Below are 14,374 nucleotides of genomic sequence, written 5' to 3' on the forward strand. Positions count from 1 at the left end.
ACGTAAAAGGAATTCGCATGAAACACTTACAGGCTCTGATGTTGTTAGGTGCCTCGATATTCGCCACAGGCGGACAGGCGATCGAGTACTCCGATCAGGCGCCCCTTGCTGACACCCTGTCTGCAACCGTAAAAAGCTGTCGCGCCGGAACTGATTCCCTCAGTGTGCCCATGCGTACGTCGGGGGTTGATATCATTCCCCTGTTTGCCAACGGATATCAGACAGAAAGCAGCGCCGACAGTATTTTCAGTGACAACGACATAACAGTGTCCCTGTTCCTGGAAAACGACATCACCGAGCAGGTAAAAAAGTACCTGAGTTGCGAGTCGCCTATTATGCGAGGCACTCAGGGCATGCTGAATGCAGTTGCTGATCTGACCGAAAACGATCCTCGCACCAAACAGGTGGCCATCTATCAGCACGGATATTCCAATGGTGCGGATGCGATTGTTGCGAGAGGTGAGCTCAGCAGTGCGGCGGATCTTTCTGGTGCAACGATCGTTACTCAGGCATACGGCCCACACCTTGCCTACCTCTCCCGCATCCTGGCTGATGGCCAGAGCGCCGTAGAGCGAAACGGCGGCACCTGGGAATCGCCTACCATTCGCTATACCAGTTCGTTGATGGGGTTTCAGGGAGATACACCTGGCGCGGCATTTCTGGATGACCCGGAGAACGACGCAGTGTTGGTTACTTCCGCCGACGCCCAGACCCTGACTAGCGGAGGCAACACCGGTACCGGCGCCGAGGGGTCGGTAAAGGGCGCCACCATCATGCTGTCTACCCGGTCCGCTAACCGCATTATTTCAGAGGTGTACGTAGTGCGAGCGGATTATCTGGAGAAGAACCGTGAGCAGGTCCGGAATTTTGTCCGGGCCATGTTTTCTGCGGAGGAAGTGTTTCGGGAGGATGTGGTTAAGCAGGTTGTAGACTGGAATGCCGCCGGTGAGCTCTTGCTGGGGGACCCTGGAGCCGATTCCGAGGCAAAAGACTTGTGGCGCAACGTTGAAACCGTTGGCGTGGACGGTAACGACCGTTGGTCGCAGGCAGACGGTTCCCGCTCATGGAAAACCATGAACAATCGCATCCAGAGTGTCATGGTCGCAAGTGGACTGCTGTCCAGCGCATACGATCTGACGGTTGCAGACTGGGATTACAGCGACGTTTCCGGTGATGTTTTCGACAAGCGCCGGGCTGAGTTGCCCAGCTTTGACAGCAATGCCACGGCCTCTGCCGTCAAGAATATGAAGGAATCCGGCGAACTCGAAGAGAACTCGCTGATGGAGTTCGAGATACACTTCCAGCCGAATCAGAGAACCTTCAGCCAGGCTGAGTATCGTGATGAATTCGACCGGGTGGCTGAGCTCGCTGAAACCTATGGCGGTGCTGTTATTACTGTTGAAGGCCACTCCGATCCGATGAATTACCTCCGTAAAAAGCACAATGGGGAAAGTAATCACCAGCTGCGCTCCATTCGCCAGGCGGCAAAAAACCTGTCCATGAACCGCGCGATCGAGGTACGGGACAGCGTTATCGAGTTTGCCGAGGATAACCGCAGGACCATGGATGAGAGTCAGTTTGTCACCCTGGGGCATGGCATTACCGAGCCCAAGACGGGGCTGTGCGAAGGTGACCCCTGCCCACCGCAGACTGAGGCCGAGTGGAAATCCAACATGCGGGTAACGTTCAAACTTGTGAATGTTGAAGCCGAGGCAAGCACGTTCACGCCTGTGAATTCGTGGTAAGGAGACCGCAATGGGAGCTGTAAACTCAAAAGTAGCGGTAACGGCTGTACTGCTGTTGGTCGCTGGGCTGGCAGGCTGTGGCGACAACAGTCACGGCACACAGGCCCATGATGGCAGCGCGGGCAGCGAACAACCGGCAGACAGGTATCGGCACACGGTTGCAGATGCTCTGGGCTCAAGCTGGCCCGCCAATGCGGAGCCAGTGGACCAGCTCGATTCCGTTCCCACCCGGGAGAACATCATGGTGGTGCTGGACATGAGTGGTTCCATGGCTTCAAAGACGTGTTCCGGAACCTATAGAAACAAGGCAGAGGCCGCCAGAGCGGTTCTTGGTGATTGGGTCAATGAGGTGGATCCAGAAGCCAACCTGGGACTAGTGGTCTTTGACGCCGATGGTGTCACCGTGCGTACCCCGCTGGGGCAACACAACCGGGAGCACTTTATCGATAAGATCAACCAATCCAGACCCATTGGCGGAACTCCTCTGCGGTCGGCCATTGAGCTTGCGCTGGAGCAGCTTGAGTATCGCTCCGCCCATCAGCAGGGCTATGGCGACTACCGTATCATGGTCATTACCGACGGCGAGCACTCCAACGGGGAAGACCCCGCAGTCCCGCTGAACCGCATATTCAGTAACCCGTCGGATCCGACCCAGGTCCACACCGTTGGTTTTTGCATTGATGATTCGGCACTGAACCAGCCTGGGCTGACCGTGTATCAGAGCGCAGAAAATCCCGAAGAACTCAGGGACGGGCTGAATCGTGTACTGGCAGAATCCGCCAGTTTTGAAAACATTGAAGATTTTGACGGCTGATACCAATAGGGACGTTGTTCGCATGAAATTGTTCAAGGCGTGTTTTTTTTCCATGGCAGTGGCAGTCGCCACCTTCACCGCGACCGTGTATTCGTCGCCTGTAAAGGCCCAGAGGCCAGATGTCATTATCGGATGGACGACCTGGGAAGACGCAGAGGTGGTTACCAAGCTTGCTGCTGTGATTCTCCGGCGGGGTATGAGTCAGGACGTTGAGCTGACACTGGCAGACATTTCAGTGCAGTACCGTGGCGTGGCTGAAGGCAACCTTGATGCCATGCTGATGTCATGGCAGCCCCTGACCCACAAAGCGTACATGCAAAAGTATGGCGATGATCTGGTGGATCTTGGAGCCATCTACAAGGGAGCTAACCTCGGGCTGGCGGTCCCGGCCTATGTGCCGGAATCGGAAGTCGCCAGCATTGCGGATCTGGCCAAGCCGTCGGTGCGTGAAAAGTTTGGCGGGCAAATTCAGGGCATCGATGAAAATGCCGGCATTACTGGTATGGCCCGCAAGGCCATGAAGCACTACGGCGTGGATTACGATTTGCTGCCGGGCACTGGTCCGAAGATGGCAATGGAAGTTGGTAAGGCTTTCCGGAATGATCGCTGGATTGTTGCGACCGGTTGGCGACCGCACTGGAAGTTTGCGAAGTTCGATCTCAGATACCTGGACGACCCGAAAGGTGTGTTTGGTGCTGAAGAGTCAGTTCATGCCGTCGTCAACCAGAGCTTCGTTGACAGGAAGCCGGAGTTGGCGGCCTTTTTCAAGCGCATGGATCTTGAGGTGGCCGAAGTTGAAGCCCTGATGGCAGCGGCCGAAGACACCTCGCATCGGGAGGCGATTTATCAGTGGATCAAGAAGAATCCTGAACGTGTGAATTACTGGATCAGTGGGCAGTAAAGCGGTGACGATGTTCGCGGACAAGTCCGGCCTCGGTGTGGGCTCGCGCTCGCTGGTGGGTGGTGTCTGCGGCTCTGTCGTGCTGGTGGTCAGCGAGCAGGCGCTGACCATGCCGGCGCCCGGGTTGCTGTACTCCCTGATGCTGGCGTTCGGCACCTATGCAGGCACCGTGATGATCCTCCCACAGCGTAAAAGTCTCCGGGAGCGGCTTCGTGAGAACAATGGCCTGAGTAATGTCCAGTCTCAGCGGCTGGCGCGCTTTGTTCAGCAGAATCGCGCCAGACAGCAACAGCTCAGAGACATGGCCCGGAACATGGGCGAGCCGTACCAGGCATTATTGGAGCAAGCCGTAGAATGGATTGACCGGATTATCGGAGAGGTCATTGAAGACCCGGATGACCTCTCCGGCATGACAAAGTTCGAGGTGCATCTGCAGGCTTCCACGGAAGTTGTGGAAAAAGTACATGCATTGCAAGCTCGAAAACAGGGCGCTCAACTCGAAGCGATGCAGGATATAGAAGCCAAGTTCGAGCAGGTTCTCAGGGCAATGATCAGCGGCTTTGAAAAGCAGTTCGAGCAGAACCTTGAGGATGATTTTCTTGAGCTGGACGTGGATCTTGATGTGCTGGAGCAGTCCATCAAGAGAAGCGGACTTCAAATGACACGATGACGGCAAGGGATTGTTTATGAAACAGCAAAACGTACAGCTTAACGAGTTAGAGGCAGAGATGGGCGCCGGCATACTGGCCGGGGACGAACCCGCGACGGCAACTGAGGAAATGGACGAGGATACCTGTGAAAAGGTACTCAAGCTGATGGAATCCGTGGATGTAACGGATTCCCAATCCATCATCCACTTTGGTTCGTCCGCCCAGGCAGAGATGGGCAAAATTTCCCAGACCATGATGGGCGGCGTCAAGAATAAGGATTCGGGTGAAGCCGGAAGCCTGTTGAATAATATGATGGTCAACATCCGGAAGCTGGATACCAGTACGGTCAGGAACGGAAAGAAGCCGGGCTTTTTCTCCAGATTGCTGGGTGCTGTAGAGCCGATTGCTCGCTTTGTGCAGCAGTACGAATCTGTGGAGTCCCAGGTGCAGGTTGTCGAGCGGGAGCTCGAAACTCACATCCTCAAGCTCAGTCGCGACGTGGAAATGCTCGATAAACTCTATAATTCCACTCTGGAATTTTATCGGGAGCTGGAATATTACATTGTCGCCGGTGACATGAAGCTCGCCAAACTGGACAGCGAAGACATCCCTGCAGCCCAGACTGCGGCCGACAAGTCCGGGGACCTACTCGAGGCTCAGCAATTGCGGGATCTCAAGGCAGCACGTGACGATCTGGAGCGAAAGGTTCACGACCTCAAGCTCACGCGCCAGACGGTGATGCAGTTTCTCCCGACGATGCGAATCACCCAGGAAAACGACAAGGCGCTGATCAACAAGATGAACAGCTCTTTGGTGAATACCCTGAACCTGTGGCGTGTTCAGATGGCACAGTCCATTGCCCTGACCAATGCCAAAAATTCGGCGGATTTCCAGAAAGACGTATCCGACATGAACAACCAGCTTCTGGAAGCTAACGCCAAAAACCTTCAGGAGTCTAACGCTGCCATACGCAATGAGATGGAGCGCGGTGTCTTCGATATTGATTCAATTGAGCGTTCGAACCAGACTTTAATTGATGTCATTCAGGAGAGCATTGATATTGCCGAAGAGGGGCGCCAGAAACGGGCTGAAGCTGAGGAGCGGCTGTTACAGTGCGAACAGAGCCTCAAGCAGAGCCTGCGCGGGGAAGCCGTTAGCGCAGGCTGAACCGCACCGGCAAGGCATAGGTAAAGCTCTTGCCTTTCATGGAATCCGGTACCTTCGGCAATGGTTCGGCATCCTTGAGCATATCCAGAGCGGCGTCGTCCAGCAGGGAGTGGTCTGAAGACTTGCTCAGGGAATGCCGTACCAGTGTGCCATCGCGGCTGAACTCGAACACCACTACGGGGGAGCCCTCCTGCCCCAGGCGGCGGGCCCTGCGCGGATAGTCATAGTATCGGCTCAGGTGCCGGCTCAGCTTTGTCAGGTAGTCGTCCACGTCGGAGGAATCACCGGCGCTGAGTTCAACCTGCTGGGCATCGCTGGTGTCACTGGCGGTTTCTTCTGTGGTCTCTTCGGAGCGTTCTTCCGCTTCGGGGAGGTCAACCTCCTCCACTTTCTCTGTGACCGGCTTTTTCGCGGGCTCGGGCTCCGGTTCGGGTTGCGGCTCCGGTTCAGGTTCCGGCACGATTTCTGGCTCTGGCTCTGGCTCTGGCTCTGGCTCTGGCTCTGGCTCTGGCTCTGGTTCAGGTTCGGCTGGCTGTTCCACCGGCTCTACCTCGGGGGCTTCGTTGCGGGGCGCACCGGCGAGGCTGATTTTCATGGCCGGAGCCGTATTGACGGCGGATTCCCCGAGAGGCTTCAGGGTGGGCACGTTCCGGGGCGCGGCAATAACCACCGCGATGACCGTGATCAGGACCGCCATGACCAGAAACAGCGCCCTTATCTTGCTGCTTGCGATCATTACGATGCGGGCTCCGTCAGCAGGATAACGTCGGTATAGCCGTTGTCTTCCAGCAACTGGAACAGTTCTTCGAGATCCGACATGGAAACATTTTCACCGGCCGCAATTTTCAGCGGGCTGGACTCGTCCGGTGCGGGCAGTCTGCCGGGCAAAGTTTCCCTGGAGAGGGGCTCGCCATCGATGTGCCAGCCTTTGTCTGTCGAGACCATAAGATCTGCGTGAGGTGGCTGTTGACCTTGCGCCTGAGCTGTTGCTGGCAAGTCTGGCAAGGGGGTGTCCGCCAGTTGCCCGGCCACGATAAAGAACATCAGCAGCAGGAACACCAGGTTGATCAGCGGCAGCAGGGCGTCTTCCACACGCTCCATAAGGGATTTGCCGGAAGTTGACGGCGGTGGAACCAGATGGGTCACGGACGACTCCCGGACGCCGGGGTCCGTTTCCAGTGCGCAGTAATGCCCTGATTCTCAAGGCTGCTCAGGGTCTGGGTGAAGTGCCTCAGTCCGGTGTCAGGCGCAGTACTGACATTCACCTCTCCGATACCCCCGGATGTCAGTTCGGGTAACAGCTCTGATAGCGGCAGGGTTTGTTCTTTCCACTCCAGGCGCCCATCGGCCAGCACGTGTACTTCCGGGATCGGATCGCCGGTGGTCGGGCTGGTATTGCCGGTCTGGTTGGACAATTCCAGGTAGTCCACAGGCAACAGCCTGCTGGTGAGCATGAAAAACACCAGCAGGATGAACACCACATCGATCAGCGGGGTAATCCGGATCGGGAGGGGGCGGCTTGGCCTCGGATCAACCAGTTGCATGGGCAAGATGGCTCTGGGACTCGGTGGTGACTTCGCGGGCGGATTGTGCAGGTTTGTGAGCCGCGGATTCCGGCGCCGGCTTCACGGGAGAAAGCATGGCGTCCTGCTGGCTTTCCAGATCGACAGCCAGCACGCTGACCAGGGCGCCGTTGACCGTTTTGTGGATCCGACGCAGGCGGAACTCGATCCAGGCTGCCAGGGCGGCGAAGGGGATGGCGACTACCAGGCCGGCAGCGGTGGTGGTCAGTGCTTCGTAGATGCCGCCGCTGAGTTGACTGGCGTTGGCGCGGCCTTCGGTGGCGGCCATGGCGCTGAAGGCCTCCATCATGCCAAGGACTGTACCCAGAAGGCCCAGCAACGGTGCGAGTGCCGCAATGACTTCAATGACTTTCAGCGGGGCTTCAAAAGGTTCCAGAGCCTGTTGGGCGTCCCTGGCCGTGGTTTCCCGGATCTGCTGGGGATTGGCGCCGGCCAGCTGACTTTCCATGGTATTGGCCAGCAGGTGGTGCAGGGGGTTCAGTCGTGACCACAGGGTGGACTGTTCACGAAGCCGTGCCGGGGCCCGATCAGACGGATTTTGTTGCCAAATGGTAATCGCATTTTTAAGTTTCCCGGTCAGCCGGGGGGTATAAAAAGTACCGAATAGCATCAGATAGACGAAAGTGACGACCCCGGCAACGGCCAGCGCAAGCAAAACCATCATCACCGGCCCACCCATGTCGATCAGCTGACTGAGCGGCGTTGCCAGGGTATCGGGGGCGTTGGCGAGTGGAAGTTCAGACATGGTTTTGCCTCAGTACTAAAAATTAGATCTAAATAATAACGATTATCACTAAAATTTCAAGTTCCGTAACCTGAGATGCGGCGTGGGGTCTGCTAAAATTCGGTGGTTATATCGTTGACCTAAACATTCTTGTACTAACCTGTGCCTAACTGCCTATTTCAGATCAGGCTGTCTTGTTTCTGTATGTCCGGAGTCACGCTGCTGTGTTGATCAAACGTTGGTTTGGCAGTCTGGTAAATCGTGCCGTTGCCTTCGTAATTCTGGTGATCCTGTTATCGGCGATCGTGGTCACCATTGCCGGCACCCTGATGAGCCGTGACGAGCTGGAAGCACAGGCCAAGGCCGAGGTAGTCACATTTGCCGACCTGGTGGCACAGGATCTGGATGACAAGCTGTCCAACCGCCGCGAAATCCTGGCGGAAATCGCGGGGGATATGACCATGAGCGGGGATGTCCTTGAAGTTCGGGCGAGCATCCTGATTCGCAGGGAAATCGCCTTACGTCACCTGTTCGATGCGTTCTACCTCATTGATGCTGGTGGGAAGGTTCTCGCGGAATATCCGGAGTCCTATGCCCAAAAGGGCCTGGATGTCAGTGGCCGGGAGTATTTCAGAAGAACATTCGAACAGCTGACGCCGGTGATCAGTCATCCCTACCGCTCCTTTTATCAGAATGCCCCGGCGGTGATGATTACCGCTCCGATCTTTGATCACAACGGCCGGTTTATCGGCATGATCGGTGGTGCCATTCTGCTGGAAGCGGACAACTTCATGGGGGATGTCAGCCAGGTGCGTATTGGCAAGTCCGGTTATATTGCTGTCGCCACACGAGGAGGCATTACCCTTGCCCACGGTCGGACCGGGGCGGTGATGGAGCCGGTACCGGCCGATAACCAGGCTGTCCAGCAGGCAATGTCTGGCGTGGAAGGCGTGCTGGAGTCGAACAATGGCGCGGGTGACCAGACCATTATGGCAGTGCGCCAGATGACCGAAGTGCCGTGGTTTGTGGCGGCGGTCTGGCCGGCCAAGGAAGCCTATGCCGCTGCCGGGCGCCTGGTGGATAACCTGCTGTGGGTGCTGATAACGGTGATCGTGATCCTTGCGCCGTTTGCCTTTGTGGTGTTCCGCCGGTTGATGGCACCGATGAAAGTGCTGGGGTACCAGATTACCGAAAGACACTTGGGGGTTCGCACTACGCCGGTGGATGTGTCCGGGGTGCGAGAAATCCGGCAGGTGGCGGAAACGTTCAATACGGTAATGGAAGAGCGGGACGAGGTGCTGTCATCACTGGCCGAGCGGGAAGCGTTTTTCCGTTCGCTGACCCAGAGCGCCCCGATCGGCATCGTCCAGACCGATGTTCTTGGGCGAATTGAGTTCGTGAACCCGACGTTTGAAAAGATCACCGGGAGTGTGGACAACGGCCTGCTCCACAAATACCTGATCGCGGCTGTCCATGAGGACGACCGGGAAGAGGCGCTGCGCGAATGGTATTCGGCTTTGCTTAACCACGAAGTGTTTCGTGGCCGCTTCCGCCTGAAACATACTTCCTCCGGAGAGTCGGTGTGGGCGGATGTGATGACCGCCTCGATAGACACGCCCGAGAAGTCCCTGGGTACCATTACAGTGGTGAGGGATATCACCCGGGAACTGGAGGTGGAAGAGGCGTTGCGAGAAGAGCAGCAGCGGGCCGACAGTATTCTTGCCGTGCTGCAGGAAGGGGTTCTGATGGTTGATACCGGTGGTCTTATCCGCTACGCCAACAGGGCCGCCTGTGGCTTTATGGGAAACGGGGAAAACTGCGAGAGCCATAACTTCTTCGAGCGCGTGGTGATCGAGGATGAGACGCGTCAGTGGCAAGCCTCGGACTTTCTCACGGGCGAAGCCTTTGAGAGTCTGTACGTCACCCTCCGTAATGCCAGGGGGCAGCTCTTTGATATCGATCTCACGATGTTGCACCTGCGCAAGGGGCACGAGAATGAACGGCTGGTGTTTGTTCTGCGGGATGACAGCGAACGCCGGCGCCAGGAAGAGCGGCTGTCCTGGGAAGCCACCCACGATAGCCTGACCCAGTTGCTGAATCGGCGGGCGTTCAACGCCTCACTGGTGAAATGCCTGAGTCAGGTTGATGAGCAGGCCTCGGCCAGTGTGTTGATGCTGATTGATCTGGACCACTTCAAGCCGGTCAATGACGAAGGCGGGCATCTGCTTGGGGATGACCTGCTGAAACGCCTGGCCGACCTGCTCAAGGACTCCGTGCGCCAGTCGGATACGGTGGCGCGTCTGGGTGGCGATGAGTTCGGGATTATCCTGCCGGCCTGTGGACTGGAGCGTGCCGAGGTGTTGGCAGAGAAAATCCGGGCCGGTGTCGAGGCCCTGCGTATCGAACAGGACGGACGCTCATTCGGGGTCACCACCTGTATCGGCCTGACCGGACTGTCACCCAGGGACGCCGGGCCGCGAGAAGTGGTGGCCCGTGCCGATGAGGGGTGTTACATCGCCAAGGCCCAGGGGCGTAACAAGGTTGTGGTGGTGCCGGTTCCTGAATCCTGAACTTCCGCGGATCTAAACCATCATGGCACTGGCAGCCTGCCACAGCAGCCTGAGGGCCAGTACCGTCAGTAGAATATTGAAAGCCAGGCTGAACAGCCGGTTGCTCATGGTTCTGAGCATGTGCAGACCTATCCAGGTGCCGGCGAAGCCGAAAGCGATCATGCCCAGAATAAACATCAGCCATTCCCTGAAAATGAAACCGGCGACGCCAAACACCAGGGCCTTGGGGGCATGTTGCAGACACATCGCCGTGGCAAAGGTGGCAACGGTGGTGAACCGGTCGGTATGCATTTGCTTGATGAATGCCGCGACCAGAGGTCCGGTGGCCCCCACGAACAGGCTGACAAAGCTGGTCACCGCGGAGGCCAGGAACACACCGAAAGGCCCAAAGGCGCCCTTGGGTAGATCCGGGCCCCAGCACAGATACAGCACGAACAGTGCGATGGTCAGTTGCCAGAGGTGGGCGGGCAGGTCCACCAGAAGCCAGGCGCCGAGACCCGCCCCGACAAATACGCCGGGTGCGAACGCGGCGATGGTTTTCCAGTCGGTGTGGCGACGGGCGAGAACCGCCCGCCCGCCGTTGGAGCCGAGCTGGATCATGCCATGGACCGGGATGATCGCCGCCGGAGGCACCCACATGGCCATCAGTACCAGTAACAACACGCCTCCGCCGGCCCCCAGACTGGCAGTGATCATGGATGTGATGGCTGAGGCCAATAACAGAAACACCGCGATGTAAGGTGGCAGGGTCTCCGGAATCAGGGTCAGTTCCACGTGTTGTGCCTGGCAGTCAGTCGCAAAAGTCGGTGTCCTTGAGTTTCGGGCTGTTGCACAGAGCCTCGGTGGCCAGTTGCACATCAGCGACATAGTAAAGCGAGGCCAGACCAAACCGATCTCTTCCCAGATTGTGGAAAATCATGCCAAAGGCGATGTCTCCCGCCGTGTAGGTCTCATGGTGACTGGCAAAGTAGGCGGCAGGTTTCGACAGGTCCTCGTCCTCGAGCAAAGTCTTCACCCGCGCGGCGCCACCATGGTAGGCCTGCACCAGCAGCAGCGTGAAGAGCCGGTTCTGCTTGGCCGGGGGCAGGTGGCCAAAACGTTCGTGAAAGGCGGGCTTCAGGTTCTGGGCGTTCTGGTCCATCAGACGCAGGGCGCAATCAATCTGGGCCAGTCGGTGCCAGTAGTGGGTTGGTTTGATTCGGCAATCCTCAAGGGCTGCCGGCGACAGCTGCAGGATGCCCCGGGCGTTGGCGGTGGAGTGGGCCCGTTGCCGGCCACCACTTTCGATGAGCACCTGGCCCCCAAGGTAGCGAATCAGCTCCGGTGGCAGATTAAGTCGCTGCTGTTGCAGACGCTCGTTGTACACGTACAGCAGCGCGTTGTGGAGGGACTGAGGGGATTCGGCCGAGGCAAAGCTCAGGTCATCCCAGGCGCCCCAGACCAGATTGGCGGGTATGGTGCCGAGATAACGGGCCCTGGCTTCATCCAGGTCAACGTGCGGCTGGTCGCAGGCCAGTGCAAAAGGATAGCCCGTGGTGCCTTTGCTGCCTTTAGCCCAGGCATCGGCGCGACCACTGGAAGCCAGCCGTGCACGGGTAGCGTTGAGTTGCTTCTGGGTCTCCTTACGGCTGTCACCGTCGTTGATGTAGCCAAGGAACTGGCCACGCATATCGTAAAGGATATGACGTTCGCTCTCGGAGCAGTAGCCGGACTCCTTCAATACCCAGCGCCGGATGGTGATGATGTTTTCGTAGACTCCCTGACTGACCCAGTAGGGCGAGCTGCGAACAACGTCCGTCCAGTCGTCAACCGGTTCTGCGCCTTTGGCCATGATCGCCAGAAACAGCAGCGGGATAACCGGGACAACCCGATACAGACTATTGAGTCTTGTCTTCATAAACGTTATACCCGTGATTCCCAAGCTATCAGAATAACAAATGGACGTGACAATGAAGCAATCCGAATACCTCCGATACGATGCCGTCGCCCTTGCCGACCTGATCCGGCACGGGGAAGTGTCCCCCCGGGAAGTCTGCGAGGCCGCAATAGAGCGTGCGACACAGGTCAATGGCAGTCTGAATGCCATCTGCCATCCCCAGTTTTCCGACGCCCTGGATCAGTCCCATGACGGGACAGGCACTTTCGCGGGCGTTCCCCTGTTGCTGAAGGATCTGGCTCAGGAACAGGAGGGGCAGCCGTGTACCTATGGCAGCCGCGGGTTGAAGAATAACATTGCTCCCAGGGATTCGGAGTTCGTTCGCCGCGCCCGGGAAGGGGGGCTGGTGTTCCTGGGACGTACCGCCACCCCGGAGTTTGGCCTGAAAGGGGTGACCGAATCCAGGCTCTGGGGGCCTTCCCGTAATCCCTGGGATACCCGGCTGACGCCAGGTGGCTCCAGTGGCGGTTCCGGAGCGGCGGCTGCGGCCGGCATTGTGCCCATGGCCGGTGCCAATGACGGCGGCGGTTCCATTCGCATCCCGGCGGCCTACAACGGGTTGTTCGGGCTCAAACCTTCCCGTGGTCGTATTTCTTCGGGGCCTTTCGTGGGAGAAGCCTGGACCGGCGCGTCCACAGACCACGTGGTCACCCGTACGGTCCGGGACAGTGCGGCGATGCTGGATGTCCTGGCTGGACCGGCGGCTGGTGATCCGTTCGTGATTCCACCGCCTCCCGAACCCTATGCGGATCTGATGCACCGGACGCCGGAAAAACTCCGCATTGGGGTGTTCACGTCGTCACCCTACCAGACCGAGGTGGCGCCTGAATGTGTGGCCGCGGTTGAGGAAACCGCGCGTTTGCTGGAAAACCTCGGCCACCAGGTGGAGTATGCTCGTCCGGAGTTCGATGGCATGGCGCTGGCGCGTTGTTACCTGGGTCTTTATTTCGGCGAAGTGTCGGTGCTGATGAACAAGGCTAAAACTGAATTCGGTGCCAGCGATGATGATTTTGAGCTGGATACTCGTTTGATCGGCATGCTGGGGCGTACGTTGCCGTTGCCGGAATACGTCAGCCGCCGCCAGCAATGGAACGATTTTTCCCGCGCGCTGGGAGCGTATTTTGGCCGGTTTGATCTGTACCTGTGCCCGACCACCGGCCAGCTACCGGCAAAAATCGGAGAACTGGATACACCGTCTCATCTGCAACTGGCGGCGAAACTGATGCTGGCGTTGAAGGCTGGCAAACTGGTGCACAAGAGTGGCCAGGTTGATCAGATGGCCCTGGAAAGCCTCGCACGCACGCCGTTCACCCAACTGGCTAATCTGACAGGAACCCCGGCAATGTCCGTGCCCCTGCACTGGACGTCGGCGGGCCTGCCGGTCGGCGTGCAGTTCGGAGGAGCCCATGGCAGTGAAGGTTTGCTGCTGCAACTGGCTGCGCAGCTGGAGGAAGCCAATCCCTGGTTCTCCCAATACGAGCGCCTGGAAGAAGGGGTCAACTGAACCCCGGCGTTGCCGGGCAGGGTTGAAATTCCGCTTTGTGATCCGACATAGCCAACTCCACGTTTATCTTTATAGCCGGAACAGGCTATGCTGTATGTCAGGAAGGCCTCAGTCTTCCTGACAGACCCTGATGGCATCGAGGAGGCGAGCGTATTATGAACCAACCGATGGCAATCGACGAACTGGTATCTGTAGCACAGGCCGAGGCCATGGGGGAGTTAGACGCCCCGATGATGGCCATCGTTCTGTCCAGCGAACAAAGCTACGACTTGCCCATCAATTCCCTTGAAACCGATGCCGACAAGGCCCGCTGGGGGTTAATCCTCCGCGCTGCCCGCGAGCATGTGGAAGCGGATGCCGTGGCGGTGCTCTATCCCGCCTGGACCACCATTCGCCACAAAAAGCCTGAGAACGAGACTGCGGACGCGGCCGAGGCAATGACGGAAGATAACGGTGAGGAGGCCGAGCCGTCAGACCCCATCGATACGCTGTTCGTGCAGCTACACACCCGGGACCACGTCTACTGGCGGGGGTTTGAGCAAATCCGTGATCCCAAACATCAGCGCATCATCGGGTTTCGCCGTATCAAGGCCCTGTCTACGGACTACAAGCGGGATGAAGCGCCGTCCGTGACAGCCTGGTTGAGCACTCTGTTCGAACCGTTGCCGGATGAGGGTGAAGAGACTGAGGTGGACCGCGAGCTGGCCGACCTGCTGGAAGAGCCGGAAGTGAGCGCGGCCCTCTACCCGAGGCAAATGCGCGCCCTGCACTGAGACAATG

14 protein-coding genes are annotated in these 14,374 nt (G+C 58.0%); 8 read left to right on the forward strand and 6 right to left on the reverse strand.

What is annotated here, in order from left to right; translation table 11 throughout:
* Positions 1-17 precede the first annotated feature (17 nt).
* Genes ACJO3M_RS13205 through ACJO3M_RS13225 form a run of 5 tightly spaced genes read left to right on the forward strand, consistent with a single transcriptional unit; the run spans position 18 to position 5,277 of the window.
* Positions 18-1,745, forward strand: coding sequence for a hypothetical protein (locus tag ACJO3M_RS13205; RefSeq protein ID WP_407001834.1), 1,728 nt, complete (start codon positions 18-20; stop codon positions 1,743-1,745).
* 10 nt (positions 1,746-1,755) lie between these two features.
* Positions 1,756-2,559: a vWA domain-containing protein gene (locus ACJO3M_RS13210; protein WP_407001835.1), complete on the forward strand. Its 804-nt coding sequence runs from the start codon at positions 1,756-1,758 to the stop codon at positions 2,557-2,559.
* Between the two features lie 22 nt (positions 2,560-2,581).
* Complete coding sequence (locus ACJO3M_RS13215; RefSeq protein WP_407001836.1) at positions 2,582-3,460, forward strand: glycine betaine ABC transporter substrate-binding protein; 879 nt, start codon at positions 2,582-2,584, stop codon at positions 3,458-3,460.
* Positions 3,461-3,470: 10 nt separating this feature from the next.
* Entirely contained in the window at positions 3,471-4,130 is a 660-nt protein-coding gene (locus ACJO3M_RS13220; RefSeq protein ID WP_407001837.1) for a 5-bromo-4-chloroindolyl phosphate hydrolysis family protein, read from the forward strand.
* A gap of 16 nt (positions 4,131-4,146) precedes the next feature.
* Entirely contained in the window at positions 4,147-5,277 is a 1,131-nt protein-coding gene (locus ACJO3M_RS13225; RefSeq protein ID WP_407001838.1) for a toxic anion resistance protein, read from the forward strand.
* Here ACJO3M_RS13225 and ACJO3M_RS13230 read toward each other — a convergent pair.
* The 4 genes from ACJO3M_RS13230 to ACJO3M_RS13245 are packed head-to-tail and all read right to left on the reverse strand — an operon-like array spanning position 5,264 to position 7,605.
* Positions 5,264-6,013 carry an energy transducer TonB gene (locus ACJO3M_RS13230; RefSeq protein ID WP_407001839.1) on the reverse strand — a complete coding sequence of 250 codons (750 nt, stop codon included), beginning with the start codon at positions 6,011-6,013 and terminating at the stop codon, positions 5,264-5,266. The two genes, ACJO3M_RS13225 and ACJO3M_RS13230, sit on opposite strands and share 14 nt — an antisense overlap.
* Positions 6,013-6,423 (reverse strand): ExbD/TolR family protein, encoded by a 411-nt coding sequence (locus tag ACJO3M_RS13235; protein ID WP_407001841.1) that lies wholly within the window; start codon positions 6,421-6,423, stop codon positions 6,013-6,015. Before ACJO3M_RS13235 ends, ACJO3M_RS13230 begins: the two co-directional genes overlap by 1 nt.
* Positions 6,420-6,821: an ExbD/TolR family protein gene (locus tag ACJO3M_RS13240; RefSeq protein ID WP_407001842.1), complete on the reverse strand. Its 402-nt coding sequence runs from the start codon at positions 6,819-6,821 to the stop codon at positions 6,420-6,422. The genes ACJO3M_RS13235 and ACJO3M_RS13240 overlap by 4 nt, the downstream gene beginning before the upstream one ends.
* The gene (locus ACJO3M_RS13245) at positions 6,808-7,605 is read right to left on the reverse strand and encodes a MotA/TolQ/ExbB proton channel family protein (RefSeq protein ID WP_407001843.1); all 798 of its coding nucleotides are present in this window, start codon (positions 7,603-7,605) and stop codon (positions 6,808-6,810) included. Before ACJO3M_RS13245 ends, ACJO3M_RS13240 begins: the two co-directional genes overlap by 14 nt.
* Positions 7,606-7,808: 203 nt before the next feature.
* On the opposite strand from ACJO3M_RS13245, the gene ACJO3M_RS13250 reads away from it, so the two are divergent.
* Positions 7,809-10,154, forward strand: a complete 2,346-nt coding sequence (locus ACJO3M_RS13250) for a sensor domain-containing diguanylate cyclase (protein WP_407001844.1) — start codon at positions 7,809-7,811, stop codon at positions 10,152-10,154.
* 12 nt (positions 10,155-10,166) lie between these two features.
* On the opposite strand, the gene ACJO3M_RS13255 is transcribed toward ACJO3M_RS13250, so the two are convergent.
* Together ACJO3M_RS13255 and ACJO3M_RS13260 are read right to left on the reverse strand one after the other, a co-directional pair.
* A complete protein-coding gene (locus ACJO3M_RS13255) occupies positions 10,167-10,928 on the reverse strand; it encodes a sulfite exporter TauE/SafE family protein (protein ID WP_407001845.1) in 762 nt (253 codons plus the stop codon).
* A gap of 16 nt (positions 10,929-10,944) precedes the next feature.
* Complete coding sequence (locus ACJO3M_RS13260) at positions 10,945-12,051, reverse strand: hypothetical protein (protein ID WP_407001847.1); 1,107 nt, start codon at positions 12,049-12,051, stop codon at positions 10,945-10,947.
* Positions 12,052-12,103: 52 nt separating this feature from the next.
* Between ACJO3M_RS13260 and ACJO3M_RS13265 the strand changes: the two genes are divergently transcribed.
* Complete coding sequence (locus ACJO3M_RS13265; protein WP_407001848.1) at positions 12,104-13,594, forward strand: amidase; 1,491 nt, start codon at positions 12,104-12,106, stop codon at positions 13,592-13,594.
* Between the two features lie 155 nt (positions 13,595-13,749).
* Positions 13,750-14,367: a hypothetical protein gene (locus ACJO3M_RS13270; protein WP_407001849.1), complete on the forward strand. Its 618-nt coding sequence runs from the start codon at positions 13,750-13,752 to the stop codon at positions 14,365-14,367.
* The last annotated feature ends 7 nt before the right edge of the window (positions 14,368-14,374 follow it).

This window comes from Marinobacter alkalisoli, from assembly GCF_045449795.1.
In the GTDB taxonomy this organism is placed as follows: Bacteria; Pseudomonadota; Gammaproteobacteria; order Pseudomonadales; family Oleiphilaceae; genus Marinobacter.

Coding starts and splice junctions, on each gene's coding strand:
- ACJO3M_RS13205 (WP_407001834.1), top strand. CDS start 18: ATGAAACACTTACAGGCTCTGATGTTGTTAGGTGCCTCGATATTCGCC.
- ACJO3M_RS13210 (WP_407001835.1), top strand. CDS start 1,756: ATGGGAGCTGTAAACTCAAAAGTAGCGGTAACGGCTGTACTGCTGTTG.
- ACJO3M_RS13215 (WP_407001836.1), top strand. CDS start 2,582: ATGAAATTGTTCAAGGCGTGTTTTTTTTCCATGGCAGTGGCAGTCGCC.
- ACJO3M_RS13220 (WP_407001837.1), top strand. CDS start 3,471: ATGTTCGCGGACAAGTCCGGCCTCGGTGTGGGCTCGCGCTCGCTGGTG.
- ACJO3M_RS13225 (WP_407001838.1), top strand. CDS start 4,147: ATGAAACAGCAAAACGTACAGCTTAACGAGTTAGAGGCAGAGATGGGC.
- ACJO3M_RS13230 (WP_407001839.1), bottom strand. CDS start 6,013: ATGATCGCAAGCAGCAAGATAAGGGCGCTGTTTCTGGTCATGGCGGTC.
- ACJO3M_RS13240 (WP_407001842.1), bottom strand. CDS start 6,821: ATGCAACTGGTTGATCCGAGGCCAAGCCGCCCCCTCCCGATCCGGATT.
- ACJO3M_RS13245 (WP_407001843.1), bottom strand. CDS start 7,605: ATGTCTGAACTTCCACTCGCCAACGCCCCCGATACCCTGGCAACGCCG.
- ACJO3M_RS13260 (WP_407001847.1), bottom strand. CDS start 12,051: ATGAAGACAAGACTCAATAGTCTGTATCGGGTTGTCCCGGTTATCCCG.
- ACJO3M_RS13265 (WP_407001848.1), top strand. CDS start 12,104: ATGAAGCAATCCGAATACCTCCGATACGATGCCGTCGCCCTTGCCGAC.
- ACJO3M_RS13270 (WP_407001849.1), top strand. CDS start 13,750: ATGAACCAACCGATGGCAATCGACGAACTGGTATCTGTAGCACAGGCC.